Genomic DNA, 15,826 nt, shown 5'->3' on the forward strand with positions numbered 1-15,826 from the left:
GATCGCGAGGGTAGGGGGCCGGGGCGTGAGGGGGGCTGCGCTCGTCGGCGCCGCCGTCGATGCGGGGGAGCGATGGAGACAGGTGCGCGGCGCCCCGGGCCGTCGTGCCCGCCGCAGGCGCGTGCTCGCCATCTGCCGGGCCCTTGCCGGCCGGCCGCGCATCCCCCACCATGCCCCCACCCCATGAGTGCAACCTGAAGGTAAACGCGCCGCAATGGCTCTACCAGTCCATTCCGCCCGGCTGCGGGCTGAGGTCGCAGGGCGGCTCGGCGCGGCCGGCCTCCTGTTCGCGCTCGCCTGCGCCCTGCTTCTGCCGGTTGCCGCCGTCGCCCAGGCGCAGCCGGCGCCCGCGGCCGCGCCGCCTCCGGCGGTGGTCATGCGCTCGCAGGGCGAGGCCGGCGTCACGGTGCCGAACTTCTGGAACGTGGAGCGCCGGCTGGAGCGGCCCGACGCCGCGCGCCTGCCCAAGGAGCTGCGCTTCGTCACCACCGACGACTACCCGCCCTTCAACTTCATCAATTCCGACGGCGTGCTCTCCGGCTTCAACGTGGACCTCGCCCGGGCCATCTGCGCCGAGCTGGGCGTGACCTGCGTGATCCAGGCGGCGGCGTTCGACACCTTGTCCGACACGGTTGACCAGGGCCGGGCGGAAGCCGCCATCGCCGGCCTCGCGGCCACCCCGGCCGCCCGCGTCAACCTCGACTTCTCCGAGCGCTATCTCGGCACGCCGGCCCGCTTCGTGGGCCGCAAGCAGGAGACGCTGGCGACCGCCACCCCCGAGCAGGTGGCCGCCAAGAAGGTGGCGGTGGTGAGCCGCACCGCGCACGAGGCCTATCTGCGCTCCTTCTTCACCGAGGCCGGCATCCGCCCGTTTCCGGACCTGAAATCGGCGCAGGAGGCGCTGAAGGCCGGCACGGTGGACCTGCTGTTCGCGGACGGCATCACGCTTGCCCTGTGGCTCAACGGCACTGACAGCGCCAATTGCTGCCGCTTCGTGGGCGGGCCCTTCACCGAAAGCCGCTTCTTCGGCGAGGGCTTCTCGGTGGCGGTGAAGGAGGGCAACGACACGTTGCGCCACGCCATGGACTTCGCCCTCCAGCGCATCTGGGAGAAGGGGGTCTACACCAACCTCTACCTGCGCTGGTTCCCCATCGGCTTCTATTGAGCGCGGGGATGGGCCCGGGGGTGGGCGCGCGCGGTTGCGCGCGTTGACCCTCCGGGGGGGCTTGACTAAGGTCGCGCTCCTTTTTCGGAGCCCATCATGACTGACCCTTCACCCGCCTTCACCGATCCGGCCGCGCTCGCCGGGGAGCTGAAGCGCGTCGCCGAGACGGCCTCTGCCTGGCCGTTCGAGGAAGCGCGCAAGCTGGTGGAGCGGCTGAAGAAGCACCCCAAGGACGAGGTGCTGTTCGAGACCGGCTACGGCCCCTCCGGCCTGCCGCACATCGGCACCTTCGGCGAGGTGGCGCGCACCACCATGGTGCGCCACGCCTTCCGCGTGCTCACCGAGGACAAGATCAAGACGCGCCTCCTGTGCTTCTCCGACGACATGGACGGCATGCGCAAGATCCCGGACAACGTGCCGGACCCGGTGGCGCTGCGCCCCTATCTGCAGATGCCGCTGACCCGCGTGCCGAACCCGTTCGGCGGCGACTATCCGAGCTTCGGCGCCCATAACAACGCCATGCTCCGGCGCTTCCTCGACACCTTCGGGTTCGACTACGAATTCGCCAGCGCCACGGACTATTACCTCTCCGGCAAGCTCGATCCTGTGCTGCTGAAGGTGGCGGAGCGCTACGACGCCATCATGGACGTGATGCTGCCGACCCTCGGCGAGGAGCGGCAGGCCACCTATTCGCCCTTCCTGCCCATCTCCCCCACCTCCGGGCGCGTGCTCTACGTGCCGCTGAAGGCCGTGGACGCCAAGGCCGGCACCATCACCTTCGACGACGAGGACGGCACCGAGCTGACGCTCCCCGTCACCGGCGGCAAGGTCAAGCTGCAGTGGAAGCCGGATTTCGGCGCCCGCTGGGCCGCGCTGGACGTGGACTTCGAGATGTTCGGCAAGGACCACCAGACCAACGCGCCCATCTACGACAAGATCTGCGAGATCCTCGGCGGCACCGCGCCGGAGCATTTCGTCTACGAGCTGTTCCTGGACGAGAAGGGGCAGAAGATCTCCAAGTCCAAGGGCAACGGGCTGACCATCGACGAGTGGCTGACCTATGCGAGCCCGGAGAGCCTCGCGCTCTACATGTTCCAGTCGCCCCGCTCGGCCAAGAAGCTGCACTTCGACGTGATCCCGAAGGCGGTGGACGAGTATTTCAACTTCCTCGCCCGCTATCAGGGGCAGGACTGGAAGCTCAGGTTCGGCAATCCAGTCTATCACATCCATGCCGGCAATCCGCCGGACGTGGACATGCCGGTCTCCTTCACCATGCTGCTCAACCTCGCCTCCGCCTCCAACACGGAGGACGAAAGCGTGCTGTGGGGCTTCCTCAAGCGCCACGTGCCCGGCGTGTCGGACCAGACGCATCCCAAGCTGCACGAACTGGTTGGCTATGCGGTGCGCTACTTCCACGATTTCGTGAAGCCGAACAAGGTGTTCCGCACCCCGGACGCGGTCGAGCGGGAGGCGCTTGCGACGCTCGACGCGGCGCTGGCCGCTTTGCCGGCGGGTGCGGGCGCGGACGACATCCAGACCGTGCTCTATGACGTGGCGCGGCCCATTCCGCGCTACCAGGACCTCAAGGCCAAGGGCGCGACGCCCGAGCGGCCGGGCGTGTCGGTGGAGTGGTTCAACACGCTCTATCAGGTGCTGCTGGGCCTCGCGCGCGGCCCCCGCTTCGGCTCCTTCGTCGCCATCTATGGCGTCGCCGAGACGCGCGAGTTGATCCGCAAGGCGCTGGCGGGAGAACTGGCGGCGGCCTGATCGGGCTTGGATGCTGACGGCCGGGGCAAGCGGATGGCGTGCCCCGGTGGCTCGCCCGGTCACGCCGGGCGATGACCCCTTTCCCGCAGCCGCTCAGGCCGGCATCTGGAAGTCGAGCAGCTTGCCCTGCGGGAAATCGTAGAGCCTGCCCGTCTCCATGAAGCCGGGCAGGCACAGGGGAAGGATGGCGGCGGCGGCCTCCTCGGGCGCGGGCAGACCCATCGGGTCCTCGCCGGGGAAGGCCTTGGCGCGCATGCGGGTGCGGATCGGCCCCGGATTGAACAGGTTCACCTTGAGGTTGCCGGAGATGCTCTCCGCCGCCCAGGTGCGGCCCATCACCTCGAGGCCCGCCTTGGTGAGGGCATAGGCGCCCCAATAGGCGCGCGCCTTGTGGGCGGCGCCGGAGGAGACCATCACCACCCGCCCCGCCGGCGACAGCTTCAAGAGCGGATCGAACGAGCGCACGCAGCGCCAGTTGGCGGTGAGGTTCACCGCGACGATGTCGTCCCAGTCCTTGGGGAAGATGTGGCCGAGCGGCGAGAGCGGGCCGAGGATGCCGGCATTGGCCACATAGATGTCGAGCCGGCCGTAGCGTTCGTAAAGCGCGCCGCCGAGCCGGTCGATGCCTTCGGAATCCTTCAGGTCCAGCGGGACCAGCGTCGCCGTGCCGCCCACGGCGCGGATGTTGTCGTCCACGTCCTGCAGCCCGCCTTCGGTGCGGCCGAGGCACACCACATGGGCGCCGGCCTTGGCGAGGGCGACGGCGGTGGCCGCGCCGATGCCGCGGGTGGCGCCGGTGACGAGGGCGATCTTGTCGGCGAGCGGCCGGTCGGTCACGGTCAAACCTCAGCTGGGGAAGGGATCGTTTGCGGGGATGCGGGGCGCACCGCCTGCGCGATGAGGACGCGGCCCGCGATCACGTCGGCGGAGCGCCCGATGGTCTCTCTGGGCGCTTTCACCCGGAGCACGCTTTCCGGGAGGCGCTTGCTTCGCGGTGACGTTCTCCGTGCCGGACCATGTTGCCTCGGCGCCGGAAGGTGGGTCGCCCCGTGGTCGCGGTCCTGTGGTCCCGGCCCCGATGGTCGCGCCCCGATGGTCGCGCCCCGGTGTGGGGCACCCCGGTGTGGCGCACCCGGCAGCGCGAAGCCGCCGGGGCATGGCGTCAGCTCGCTTCGGCGAGCAGGGAGAGCTGCTGCTGGCCCACGGCGCCCGCACGGTCGGTGAGGGGGGTGGGATAGTCGCCGGTGAAGCAGTGGTCGGTGAACTGCGGTTTCGCCGGATCGCGCGCCTCATAGCCCATGGCGCGGTACACGCCGTTCACCGACAGGAAGGCCAGCGAATCCGCGCCGATGTAGCGGCGCATGCCTTCCAGGTCGTGGGTGGCGGCGAGCAGCTTGTCCCGGTCCGGCGTGTCGATGCCGTAATAGTCGGGATGGGTGATGGGCGGGGAGGCGATGCGGAAATGCACCTCACGGGCGCCGGCATCGCGCATCATCTGCACGATCTTCACCGAGGTGGTGCCGCGCACGAGGCTGTCGTCCACCAGCACGATGGATTTGCCTTCCACCACCGAGCGGTTGGCCGAATGCTTCATGCGCACGCCCTGGTCGCGGATGGACTGGGTGGGCTGGATGAAGGTGCGCCCCACATAGTGGTTGCGGATGATGCCGAGCTCGTAGGGAATGCCCGAGTGCTGGGAGAAGCCGATGGCGGCCGGCACGCCGGAATCCGGCACCGGGACGATGACATCGGCGTTGGCGGGGCTCTCCTCGGCGAGCACCTGCCCCATCTTCTTGCGCACCTGGTAGACGGAGCGCCCGCCGACCACGGAGTCGGGCCGGGCGAAATAGATGTACTCGAAGATGCAGGGCCGCGCCGCCATCTCCGGGAACGGCTTGAAGGACTGCACGCCCTCCTCGTCGATCACGATCACCTCGCCGTTCTCGATGTCGCGCACGTAGCGCGCGCCGATGATGTCGAGGGCGCAGGTCTCGGAGGCGAGGATGGGGGAGCCGTCCAGCGAGCCCAGCACCAGCGGGCGGATGCCGAGGGGGTCGCGGGCGCCGATCAGTTTCTTGTTGGTGAGGGCCACCAGCGAATAGGCCCCCTCCAGCGCGCGGATGGCGTCGATGAAGCGGTCGATGAAGCGGGACTTCTTGGAGCGCGCCACCAGATGGAGGATCACCTCCGTGTCGGTGGTGGACTGGGTGATGGCGCCGTCGCGCACCAGCTGCTTGCGCAGGGTGAGGCCGTTGGTGAGGTTGCCGTTGTGGCCCACCGCGAAGCCGCCGGCGTCGAGCTCGGCGAACAAAGGCTGGACGTTGCGCAGCAGGGTCTCGCCGGTGGTGGAATAGCGCACGTGGCCGACCGCCGCCTCGCCGGGCAGGCGGGCGATGACGCCGGCGTCGGAGAAGGCGTCGCCCACGAGGCCGAGCCGTCGCTCCGAATGGAAGCGCCGGCCGTCATAGGAGACGATGCCCGCCGCCTCCTGCCCGCGATGCTGCAGGGCGTGCAGGCCGATGGCGGTGATGGCCGCGGCTTCCGGATGATTGTAGATGCCGAAGACGCCGCATTCCTCGCGCAGGCGGTCGCCGTCGAGGTCGAAGTCCGGCTCGCTGGCGCGGGCGGTATCGGGAAGGCGCAATCCGCCCTGCTGTGCCGCGGTCATCAGGCCCTCACTCTCGCAGTCCATCATGCACCTCCGCTCGGGCGGCTCACTGGCCGGCACCGCGCGTGCTTGCGAGCAGCTGATCGAGCCCGCGGCGCTCGGCGGTGCGGTAGGCTGTCGCCCCCGTCGCCGAAGCCTCAGCCGATCCGGCTGGTCTTGTGGTGCCCCCCAAATCCGAACGCTGCCCTCCCGTCGGGGCTGCCGGGGAGGCGGGCGCGTCGCCCTCCTCGCCGGCGGGCGGCTTCTTCAACTTGTTCAAGATGGTGTTTTCTGGGTCATCCGGCAACTGCGCCTTCAGCCACTCCCCCGCGCCGCGCAGGGCCGGAAGCGATTTGGCGTTGGCCACCCACGGCGGCTGCTTCTCCGGCGGCACCAGCCAGTTGAAGAACAAAAGCGCGATCACCATCAGCAGCAGCCCGCGCGCGAGGCCGAACATGAAGCCGAGGGTGCGGTCCAGCGCGCCGATTCGGCTATCCAGCACGAGGTCGGAGATGCGGGCCGTGATGATGGAGGCGATCAGCAGCGTGCCGAGGAACAGGATCGCCACGGTGGCGGCGAGCGCCGCTGAGTCCTGGGCGATGTACTGCTTGACAATCGGCAGGAATTGCTTGTGGAAATAGACGGTTACGCCGGCCGCCACCACCCAGGAGAGGATGGAGAACACTTCGCGCAGGAAGCCGCGGACCATGGCCAGCAGCCCCGAAATCAGCATGACCGACAGAACAATAATGTCGAGCAGAGTTACAGGCATCGGCGATCGGATCCGTGATGGGCGGACATGGGGTCCGCGCACGCGCGGCATGCTGCCCTGAGGGACCCCGCCGCGCGGCTGATATAGCTTGCGCTTGGCCGCGCGTCACCTTCCCTCGTCGTCGGGCCGGTCCGCGTGTTCCATTCGCCGCGGTTCGGGGCGGCTGCGCTCGCCCGACGCGGGGCCGCTCCGCGCGTCGCGCATGGCTGGACGGCGGGGCGCGGCGGCGGCGATGGCGGCCACCAGCTCCGCCAGCGAGCCCACCGGCTGCAGCGCCACCGGCGCCTCCGTGCCCTCGAGGCCGGAGGCAGGCACCACCGCGCGGCCGAAGCCGAGCTTCGCCGCCTCCTTCAGGCGGGCGGGCGCCTGCGTCACCTGCCGCACAGCCCCGGTCAGGCTCGCCTCGCCGAAATAGACGGCATCCGCCGGCAGGGGCGCGCCGGTGAGGGAGGAGACCAGCGCCGCCGCCACCGCAAGGTCGGCCGCCGGCTCGCCGATCCTCAGGCCGCCGGCCACGTTGAGATAGACGTCGTGCCCGCCGAGCCGCACGCCGCAGCGCGCATCCAGCACCGCCAGCACCATGGAGAGGCGGTTCGGGTCCCAGCCCACCACCGCCCGGCGCGGGGTGCCGAGGGAGGAGGGGGCGACCAGCGCCTGGATCTCCACCAGCACCGGCCGCGTGCCCTCCATGCCGGCGAACACGGCAGTGCCGGGCGCGCCGGCGTCGCGGTTGGAGAGGAACAGCTCGGAGGGGTTGGCGACCTCGGACAGGCCGCGCCCGGTCATCTCGAACACGCCGATCTCGTCGGTGGGGCCGAAGCGGTTCTTCTGGGCCCGCAGGATGCGGAACTGGTGGCCGCCGTCGCCCTCGAAGGAGAACACCGCGTCCACCATGTGCTCCACCACCCGGGGGCCGGCGATCTGCCCGTCCTTGGTGACGTGGCCGACGAGGATGACGCAGGCGCCGGTCTGCTTGGCGTAGCGCACCAGCAACTGCGCCGAGGTGCGCACCTGCGTCACCGTGCCGGGCGCGCTCTCCACGCTGTCCGACCACATGGTCTGGATGGAATCGATCACGACCATGTGAACGGGCGGGCCACCGGAGAGGGTGGCGATGATGTTCTCGGCATTGGTCTCGGCGGCGAGGGCGACCTTGGCCTGCTCCAGCCCGAGCCGCTGGGCGCGCAGGCGCACCTGGTCCACCGCCTCCTCGCCGGAGACATAGACCACGTTGAGCCCGCGCCCCGCGAGCGCTGCCGAGGCCTGCACCAGCAGCGTCGACTTGCCGATGCCGGGATCGCCGCCGATCAGCAGGATGGAGCCGGGCACGAAGCCGCCGCCGGCCACCCGGTCCAGCTCGCCGATGCCGCAGATGAGGCGCGGGGCGGGCTTGGCCGTGCCCTGCAAGGTCTCCAGCGCCACCGCCCGGCCCTTGCGGCCGGAGCGCTGGGCGGCGGGGACGCTCGCGGCCACCGCCACTTCCTCGGAGATGGTGTTCCAGGCGCCGCACGCCTCGCACTTGCCCTGCCAGCGCGCATAGACCGCGCCGCAGGACTGGCAGATGAAGGACGTGTCGCGCTTGGCCATGCCCGATCCCGCTACGCCGGCGAATCCCCGCCGGCAGCGGCGAGTCTAGCCCATCCGCGCCGGCACGGGGCGCCTCACCCGCCGATGTAGCGGCGGGCGTAGCGGGCGCCCAGCGAGGTCAGCACCTCATAGCCGATGGTTCCGGAGCGGGCGGCGAGGTCGTCCACGCTGATGCCCTCGCCGAGGAACACGGCGGTATCGCCCCGCTGCACGGCGCCATCCGGCAGGTCGGTGATGTCGAGGGTGGCGAGGTCCATGGAGACGCGGCCCACCAGATGGCAGCGCCGGCCGTTCAGGATCGCCTCGGCGCCGCGCACCGCATCGGAGGAGCCGCCGGCGCGGAACAGGCCGTCGGCATAGCCGATGGAGACGGTGGCGAGCCGGCTCGGCCGCTTCAGCCGCTCGGCGGCGCCGTAGCCCACCGTCTCGCCGGCCGGGGCGGTGGAGACCTGCACCACCTTCACCTCCAGCCGCACCGCCGGGCGCAGCGGCGGCACGCCGGTGATGGCGACGCCGCCGTAGAGGAAGATGCCCGGGCGCACCATCTCGAAGCGGAAATCCCGCCCCATCAGGGTGCCCGCGGAATTGGCCAGCGAGGCCGGCACGTTGAAGAAGCGCCGCGCCACGTCCGCGAACACGTCCCGTTGCCGGGTGGTGAGGGGGTGGCCGGGCGTGTCGGCGCAGGCGAGATGGCTCATGATCAGGCTGGGGGTGAAGCCCAGCATGGAATAGGTGCCCGACAGCTGCACCGCCTCCTCCAGCGAGAGGCCGAGCCGGTGCATGCCCGTGTCCACGTGGATCGCCGCCGGCAGGTCGGTGGCGCGGTCGCGGCACAGGTCGCTCCATTCGGAGATTTCCGGCACCGAGCCGAGCACCGGCCGCAGCCGCGCCTCGGCATAGTCGCCGGCGCAGGCAGGCAGAAGGCCGTTCAGCACATAGATCGACGCCTCGGGCAGGAGGGCGCGGAGCGCCAGCCCTTCCTTGAAATGGGCGACGAAGAAGGTGCGCGCGCCCGCCTGCCACAGGGCCGGGGCGACGCGGGCGATGCCGAGGCCGTAGGCGTTGGCCTTCACCACGGCCGCGCATTCGGCCGGCGCCACCAGCGCGGACAGGGTGCGCCAGTTGTCGGCCACCGCGCCGAGATCGACGGTGAGGATGGCCCCCGCCTCCCGCGCCTCGCGCGCGGTGTCCGGGTCCTGGAAGGGGGCGCCCTCGCCGGCGCCGGGCTCGTCCGCGCTCATCGGCGGTCCGGCAGGTGGTCCTCCCGCGCCAGGTTGGAGAAGCGGGTGAACTGGGGCTCGAAATGAACCTTCACCGTCCCCGTCGGGCCGTGACGCTGTTTTCCGATGATGACCTCGGCCGTGTTCTCGGCCGCCTTCATCTCGCTCTCCCACTTGAACCACTCCTCTGTGCCCGGCTTGGGCTCCCGGCTCTTGAGGTAATATTCCTCCCGGAACACGAACATGACCACGTCCGCGTCCTGCTCGATGGAGCCCGATTCGCGCAGGTCGGCCAGCTGCGGCCGCTTGTCGTCGCGCGCCTCCACCTGACGCGAAAGCTGCGACAGCGCCATGATGGGCACTTGCAGCTCCTTCGCCAAGGCCTTCAGGCCGGTGGTGATCTCGGTGATCTCCTGCACCCGGTTCTGGCCGGAGCTCTTGGAGGAGCCGGACAGGAGCTGGAGATAGTCCACCACCATGAAGTCCAGCCCGCGCTGGCGCTTCAGCCGTCGCGCCCGCGCCACCAGCTGGGCGATGGAGAGGCCGCCGGTGTCGTCGATGTAGAGCGGGATGGTCTGCATGGTCTGGGCGGCGGCGGCGAGCTTGCCGAACTCGCTCTCGGAGATGTCACCGCGGCGGATCTTGTAGGAGGGGATCTCCGCCTGCTCGGCGAGGATACGGGTGGCGAGCTGCTCGGCCGACATTTCCAGCGAGAAGAAGCCCACCACGCCACCGGAGACGGTCTCGGTCACGCCGTCGGGCCGCGTCTCGCCGCGATAGGCGGCGGCGATGTTGAAGGCGATGTTGGTGGCGAGCGCGGTCTTGCCCATGGCCGGGCGGCCGGCGAGAATCACGAGGTCGGAGGGCTGCAGGCCGCCCATCTGGTGGTCGAGGTCGTCGAGGGCGGTGGCGATGCCGGAAAGGTGGCCGTCGCGCTGGAATGCCTTGGACGCCATGTCCACCGATTCGCGCAGCGCCTCGCCGAAGCGCACGAAGCCGCCGTCGTAGCGCCCGGTCTCGGCGATCTCGTAGAGCCGCTTCTCCGCCTCCTCGATCTGGTCCTGCGGGGTGGCGTCCACCGGGGCGTCATAGGCCTCGTTGACGATCTCCTCGCCGATGCGGATCAGGTCGCGCCGCACCGACAGGTCGTAGATGGTGCGGCCGTAGTCCTCGGCATTGATGATGGTGGTGGCCTCGGCCGCCAGCCGGGCGAGGTATTGCGGCCCGGTCAGGCCGGCCACGTCGAGGTCGGCCGGCAGGAAGGTCTTGAGCGTGACCGGGGTCGCCACCTTGCCGGCGCGGATCAGCGCCGAGGCGAGCTCGAACACCCGGGCGTGGATGGGCTCGAAGAAATGCCGCGCGTCGAGGAAGTCGGAGACGCGGTAGAACGCCTCGTTGTTGACGAGGACGGCGCCCAGCAGCGCCTGCTCCGCCTCCAGATTGTGCGGGGCCTGCCGATAGGTGGGATCGAGATCGCCCTTGGGTGACAGGTCGAGCATGGGTCCGCGCTGCGCTGGGGTGGGCAACCGGTTTAGCAGATCGCGGGCGCCGGGGGACCCCTGCTGCGATGCCGGCAGGTACCCCGTCTCGTGGCCCGGTGGATTGCGGGCACAACCCGCCTGCAGACCGCCGTTCCCGCTCCCCGCCCCGTCGTCCCGCCCCGTCGTCCCGCGCTGCGCCTGCGTGACGTGCCGGGGAGCGCCGGCCCTTTGCGCCGGCCGCGGGCTGGGCTAGGTTCTGAACCCATAAAGGTTGCGGAATGCTGGCGTCGCTGATTCAAGGTTCCCGGGAGGAGCCTTTGGATGGCGCGTTACGATTTGAGCGAAGGGGAATGGCGGTTGGTCGCGCCGCTGTTGCCGAACAAGCCGCGCGGGGTCGCCCGCGTGGACGATCGACGGGTGATCAACGGGATCTTCTACGTGCTGCGGACCGGCTCGCCCTGGCGCGACCTGCCCGCGCGCTACGGCCCGCACACCACGGTCTACAACCGCTACAACCGTTGGGCGAAGGCGGGCGTGTGGCTGAAGGTCTTCGAGGCGCTGGCGGCCGCCTCGCCCCAATCCCTGCACCTGATCGACAGCTCCATCATCCGCGCCCACCAGCACGCTGCCGGCGGAAAAAAGGGGGCCCGGATCACGCCATCGGCCGGTCTCGTGGAGGACTGAGCACCAAGATCAACGCCCTGGTGAACCAGGACGGCCTGCCGCTGAGGATCGTGCTCTCCGCCGGCCAGGCCTCCGACAAGGCGGCGGTCGCCGCGCTGCTGGAAGGTGTTCCGCCGGCCCCGGCGCTCGTCGCCGACCGCGGCTATGACGCCAAAGCCATCGTCGACCTGGTCGCCGACCACGGCGGGTGCGCCCACATCCCGACCCAGAAGGACCGCAAGGTCCAGCGCTCCGTCGACCCGGCGATCTACCGCCAGCGCAACCAGATCGAGCGCTTCTTCTGCAAGCTCAAACACTTCCGACGCATCGCCACGCGCTTCGACAAGCTCGCGCGAAACTTCCTCGCAGCCGTCCTCATCGCCTCAACCCGCATATGGCTCAGAGCTTATGAGTCCACGCCCTAAGCCGGTGGGGTCCAAACGAGAGGGTATCCATGCGGTCCTCGCGCACGCCATCCCGTCGTCTTGCGCTGGCGGCTTTCGTCTCCGTGGCCCTCGCCGGCCCGGCGCTGGCGCAGGGCGCCGACCCCCTGACCCCGCCGCCCGATCTCGGCGCCGGCGGCGTGCCGGTGCCTGTCGATGGCACCGCCATCTACGGCCAGGGTACGCCCCCGCCCGAGGGCATGATGGCCATTCCGGTGCCGCCCGCCGATTGCGGCGGCATCCGCGCCGTGGTGCGCAGCCAGGGCTACATCCTCATCCCCACCGGCGGCGGCAACGCGCAGCGCTACGTGCTGGACGAGCGCTATTGCGCCGGCGATCAGGTGACCAAGCCGGCGTGGCGGCCGACCGCGGACAATCCGCGCTGCTTCGTCGGCTATACCTGCGGCGCGGCCAACAACGACGGCGGCAACTGAGGCGCCCCGCGCCGGGCTGCCCGGCGCCGGGATCCGGAACCGCGCGGCGCCGTCGGTCCCGTCTGCGGCCCACCGGGGCCGCGCCTCAGGTCACATCCTGCTCTTCGTGCGCCCGCCACTGGAGCGCCGTCGACGGCACCAGCAGCCTCAGCGCGCCCGGCGCCAGAGCATAGCGCAGGGGCAGGGTCTCGCGGCTGACCTCGCCGTCGGTCGCCACCCAGGCGCGACGGCGGCGGGCATGGATGGTCACCCGCCGGGCGGTGAAGCTGTGGATGCCCGGCTTGTCGCGCCATGCGCCGGCCAGCACCTCGGCGCCGGTCTTCAGGCGCGCCAGCGTGCCCCGGTCCTCCGCCACCAGCACTTCCAGCTGGCCGCCGTCGAGCCGCGAGCGGTGCCAGCCGGGGGCATCGAACGGGTTGACGGTGACGAGCGCGGCATAGGCCTCGATGGCCGCGCGCTCGCCCGGCAGCTCCACCTCCAGCGACATGCGCCCGGAGCGCATCACCGCCCGGCCGAGGGCGAGGAACCAGCCCAGCGCCCGCCCGCGCTGGTCGCGCAGCTGCTCGCGCGCCAGCGCCATCTGGCTGAAGAAGCCCACGCCCGAGACGCCATGGAACGGGCGGCCGTTCACCGTGCCCACGTCCACCTGCATGGGCCGGGCGTCGTGGAGGGCGGCCAGCGCGCCGGCGAGATCACGCGGCATCCCGATGTCGTAGGCCAGCATGTTCATGGTGCCGAGCGGCAGCACGCCGAGCGTGGTCTGCGTGTGGGCGAACACCGAGGCCGCGTAGGAGACGGTGCCGTCGCCCGCGCCGACCACCACGGTGTCGAAGCCTTGCCGCGGCGCGTCGGCGATGGCGCGGGCCAGATCCTCGCCCTGGAGCGCCACCACCTCCACGTCGAGCCCGGGGCGGGTCAGCGCTTCGTCCACCATGGCGCGCACCCGTTCCGGCCCCATATCGTGGACCGTTCCGGCTTTGGCGTTGAGTACGACCAGCATTCGCCGCATCGTGGCATCCTCCAGACCGGCTCAAACTCCGGCGCGGCCATCGGGTTCCCGACGCGGGGGCGGGGCGCGCCGGATCATCTTTCGAGGACTTGCGACCATGGCGAATGCGCCGAGCGGACCCACCCGGCCCTCCATCCTGCGCCTGCGCGCGGGGCTGCTGCTGCTTGTCAGCTCGGTGCTCCTGTGCGGCGCGGGGGGCAATTTCGTGGCCCGGCAGTTCGGGCTGGGCATCGGCTGGGCCATCCTGCTGGCGGTGCTGATCTGGATCGGCGTCGGCATGCTGCTGGCGCGGCTCGACCAGCGCATCTACTACGGCGCGGCGGTGGCCATCACCGTGCTGCTGGCCTATCTCGTCTACGACTTCTCCACCTCGGCGCTGGGATGGTCGGCGAACCTGTCCCTGTTCCTCGCGGTGGTGGCGACCGCGCTCCTCGGCTTCGCCTTCCATGATTTCCGCCGCATCAAGGACGAGCTGCGCCGCTGGGCCTACCGCCGCTAGGCGCGGCGCGGGCTGGCGGCGGAGGTCTTGATCAAGATCAAAGTCCCGCGCGCGGGGCCTCAATAGCCTTCCGGAAAACACATTCCGGGAGGTTTCGCCATGTCCACGCAGACTGCCATCGTCGTCACCGGCATCGTCCTCGCCTTCGGTGGATTCGCCGTGCTGCTGGCGGCAGTGGACGCCTATACCAAGGCGGGCCGCAAATCCTGACGCGACATTTCCGGCCTGATGCGGGCACGAGCCCGTGCAGGACGATTTTCCCCGCGCCGGTGCTGCTCTAGATTGTGCCTGTTTCCGCAAGGGAGGGGCACCATGCAGGAGGGATCAGGGCCGGGACGCAGCCGGCGCGCGTCTTGCGCGCTCGCGCTGGCGGCGGGGGTGTGGCTTGGCGGGGGCGGGATGGCCTTTGCCACCGGCAGCTTCGACTGCACCATCGACGATGCCCGCGTCGGCTTCGACGCGCAGGCGGCCTTTTCCCATGGCATGGGCGCCTCCTTCAACAATTTCCGCGCCACGCTGGAGCTGAAGGCCAAGGATGCGCCGCCCGAATTCCGCAAGGTCGAGATGGACGGCGCGGCGCTGGTCCACCACTGGCTCAACGGGCGCGACCTCAGGCTGCACCTCTATCACGAGCGGTCCGAGGCGCCGTTCGGCTCGCTGGAGCTGGTGCTGGAGACGCGCGGCCCCGGCGGGGACGACACCGGCTTCACCGGACGCTATCGGCTGAAGGTGTTCGTGGCCGGCCAGAACGGCGGGCGCGATCTGGAGCGCACCTACACGGGCCGGGCCGCATGCTCGGCCGGATGAGCGGGCGCCTGGCGCTCCGACGCGGCGCGCGGGGCCCTGCGGTGCCGGGCCCATTTGCGCCGAGCCTTGCCCTGCCGTGGCTCGCGCTTCTCAGTGCCCTCGTGCTGCGTGCGCCGGGCGCGGCGTGGGCCGGCGAGACGGCCGACCTGCCGCTGTTCGCCTGCGCCGGCCCGTTCGCCGCCGATGCGAGCGAAGCCGCGCTGATCCGCCGGTTCGGCCGCGGCAACGTGACGTTCCGCACCGTTCCCGCCGCCGAGGGCGAGATGGTGCGCAAGACCATCCTGTTTCCCAAGGACCGCGCGCGCCGGGTGGAGATCGTCTGGTTCGACGAGAAGAAGCGGCGGCGGCCGGCGGAGGTGCTGGTGTATGATCCCGGCCCGTGGCGCACGCCGGAGGGCATCGGCATCGACACGCCGCTCGCCGAGGTCGAGGCGGCGAACGGCAAGCCCTTCCCGCTCTACGGCTTCGGCTGGGACTATGCCGGGACGGTGATCGATTGGGAGGGCGGCCGCCTCGCCCGCACCGGCTGCAGCCTGCTCCTCCGGTTCGACCCGCGCCTCCCCTACAGCCCCGACCTCGATGGGGAGCGCAGGCTCCTCTCCGACCAGGGCGACCTGCGCGCGGCCGGTGCCGTCGTCTACCAGATGCTGCTGATGTACGAGTGAGCGACGCTCCTCCCGCCATATGCTACAGGGGGGCATCATGCCCGCCTCCCACACGCCCAAGGTTGCGGATGTCGCGGCCGCGCCCGCGCCCGCCGCAGACGGCCCCCTCCCGCTTCCCGGCCCCGCGCCCGCGGGCAGCGCCGCGCCGTTCTGGCGGACAAAATCGCTTGCCGCCATGAGCCCGGCCGAGTGGGAGAGCCTGTGCGACGGCTGCGGCCGCTGCTGCCTCGTCAAGCTGGAGGACGAGGACACCGGCGCCATCGCCTACACGGATGTGGCCTGCCGCCTGCTCGATGCCGCCACCTGCCGCTGCTCGGACTACGAGAACCGCTCGGCGAAGGTGACGGATTGCGTGCGCCTGACGCCGGAGGCGGTGTCCGGCCTCACCTGGCTGCCGCCCACCTGCGCCTACCGGCTGGTGGCGGAGGGGCAGGACCTGCCGGCCTGGCACCCGCTGGTGTCGGGCGATCCGGCGAGCGTCGCTGCGGCCGGCATCGCGGTGGCGGGGCGCGTCGCCGGTTCGGAGACTGATTTCGGCCTGTTCGAGCTGGTGGACCACATCGTGTCGTGGCCGGTGCGCTGGCCCAAGGGCGCGCGCGGCACGCCCGTCCGCCGCCGGCGACCGGCACCGAAGCGGGGCTGACGCCCGCCCTCCGGAGCGTGCCGC

Annotated in this window: 15 protein-coding genes; 8 read left to right on the forward strand and 7 right to left on the reverse strand. The window is 70.7% G+C overall.

All coding sequences use genetic code 11. From position 1 onward, the window contains the following. The first annotated feature begins 214 nt into the window (after positions 1-214). Together V5F49_RS12935 and V5F49_RS12940 are read left to right on the forward strand one after the other, a co-directional pair. The gene (locus V5F49_RS12935) at positions 215-1,165 is read left to right on the forward strand and encodes a transporter substrate-binding domain-containing protein (RefSeq protein WP_394118539.1); all 951 of its coding nucleotides are present in this window, start codon (positions 215-217) and stop codon (positions 1,163-1,165) included. Between the two features lie 96 nt (positions 1,166-1,261). Beyond that, on the forward strand, positions 1,262-2,932 hold the full coding sequence (locus V5F49_RS12940) for a lysine--tRNA ligase (protein WP_394118540.1): 1,671 nt from the start codon (positions 1,262-1,264) through the stop codon (positions 2,930-2,932). Between the two features lie 93 nt (positions 2,933-3,025). Here V5F49_RS12940 and V5F49_RS12945 read toward each other — a convergent pair whose 3' ends face one another. The 6 genes from V5F49_RS12945 to V5F49_RS12970 form a co-directional block, all read right to left on the reverse strand. Next, positions 3,026-3,769, reverse strand: coding sequence for an SDR family NAD(P)-dependent oxidoreductase (locus tag V5F49_RS12945; RefSeq protein ID WP_394118541.1), 744 nt, complete (start codon positions 3,767-3,769; stop codon positions 3,026-3,028). Positions 3,770-4,094: 325 nt separating this feature from the next. Next, positions 4,095-5,600, reverse strand: a complete 1,506-nt coding sequence (gene purF, locus V5F49_RS12950; protein WP_394118542.1) for an amidophosphoribosyltransferase — start codon at positions 5,598-5,600, stop codon at positions 4,095-4,097. A gap of 46 nt (positions 5,601-5,646) precedes the next feature. Further along, positions 5,647-6,351 (reverse strand): CvpA family protein, encoded by a 705-nt coding sequence (locus V5F49_RS12955; RefSeq protein ID WP_394118543.1) that lies wholly within the window; start codon positions 6,349-6,351, stop codon positions 5,647-5,649. Between the two features lie 105 nt (positions 6,352-6,456). After that, the gene (gene radA / locus V5F49_RS12960; RefSeq protein WP_394118544.1) at positions 6,457-7,938 is read right to left on the reverse strand and encodes a DNA repair protein RadA; all 1,482 of its coding nucleotides are present in this window, start codon (positions 7,936-7,938) and stop codon (positions 6,457-6,459) included. 74 nt (positions 7,939-8,012) lie between these two features. Then, a complete protein-coding gene (gene alr, locus V5F49_RS12965; protein ID WP_394118545.1) occupies positions 8,013-9,179 on the reverse strand; it encodes an alanine racemase in 1,167 nt (388 codons plus the stop codon). Continuing rightward, positions 9,176-10,657, reverse strand: a complete 1,482-nt coding sequence (locus tag V5F49_RS12970) for a replicative DNA helicase (RefSeq protein WP_394118546.1) — start codon at positions 10,655-10,657, stop codon at positions 9,176-9,178. Before V5F49_RS12970 ends, alr begins: the two co-directional genes overlap by 4 nt. Positions 10,658-10,960: 303 nt before the next feature. Here V5F49_RS12970 and V5F49_RS12975 point away from each other — a divergent pair. Both V5F49_RS12975 and V5F49_RS12980 read left to right on the forward strand, forming a co-directional pair. Beyond that, a protein-coding gene (locus tag V5F49_RS12975) for an IS5 family transposase (RefSeq protein ID WP_394118573.1) occupies positions 10,961-11,727 on the forward strand; the annotation gives its coding sequence in 2 pieces (ribosomal slippage) (positions 10,961-11,270 and positions 11,270-11,727; 768 coding nt in all). A gap of 29 nt (positions 11,728-11,756) precedes the next feature. Then, positions 11,757-12,179, forward strand: coding sequence for a hypothetical protein (locus V5F49_RS12980; protein WP_509210683.1), 423 nt, complete (start codon positions 11,757-11,759; stop codon positions 12,177-12,179). Between the two features lie 85 nt (positions 12,180-12,264). Here the strand turns inward: V5F49_RS12980 and V5F49_RS12985 are convergent, their stop codons facing one another. Then, positions 12,265-13,179, reverse strand: a complete 915-nt coding sequence (locus tag V5F49_RS12985; RefSeq protein WP_394118562.1) for a diacylglycerol/lipid kinase family protein — start codon at positions 13,177-13,179, stop codon at positions 12,265-12,267. Positions 13,180-13,285: 106 nt separating this feature from the next. Between V5F49_RS12985 and V5F49_RS12990 the strand changes: the two genes are divergently transcribed. The 4 genes from V5F49_RS12990 (at position 13,286) to V5F49_RS13005 (ending at position 15,802) form a co-directional block, all read left to right on the forward strand. Beyond that, positions 13,286-13,687, forward strand: coding sequence for a hypothetical protein (locus V5F49_RS12990; RefSeq protein ID WP_394118561.1), 402 nt, complete (start codon positions 13,286-13,288; stop codon positions 13,685-13,687). Between the two features lie 399 nt (positions 13,688-14,086). Continuing rightward, entirely contained in the window at positions 14,087-14,494 is a 408-nt protein-coding gene (locus V5F49_RS12995; RefSeq protein WP_509210684.1) for a hypothetical protein, read from the forward strand. Between the two features lie 41 nt (positions 14,495-14,535). Next, positions 14,536-15,159, forward strand: coding sequence for a hypothetical protein (locus V5F49_RS13000; protein WP_394118559.1), 624 nt, complete (start codon positions 14,536-14,538; stop codon positions 15,157-15,159). A gap of 175 nt (positions 15,160-15,334) precedes the next feature. Beyond that, positions 15,335-15,802 (forward strand): YcgN family cysteine cluster protein, encoded by a 468-nt coding sequence (locus V5F49_RS13005; RefSeq protein WP_394118563.1) that lies wholly within the window; start codon positions 15,335-15,337, stop codon positions 15,800-15,802. The last annotated feature ends 24 nt before the right edge of the window (positions 15,803-15,826 follow it).

It is taken from the genome of Xanthobacter lutulentifluminis, from assembly GCF_043194675.2.
Lineage (GTDB): Bacteria > Pseudomonadota > Alphaproteobacteria > Rhizobiales > Xanthobacteraceae > Xanthobacter.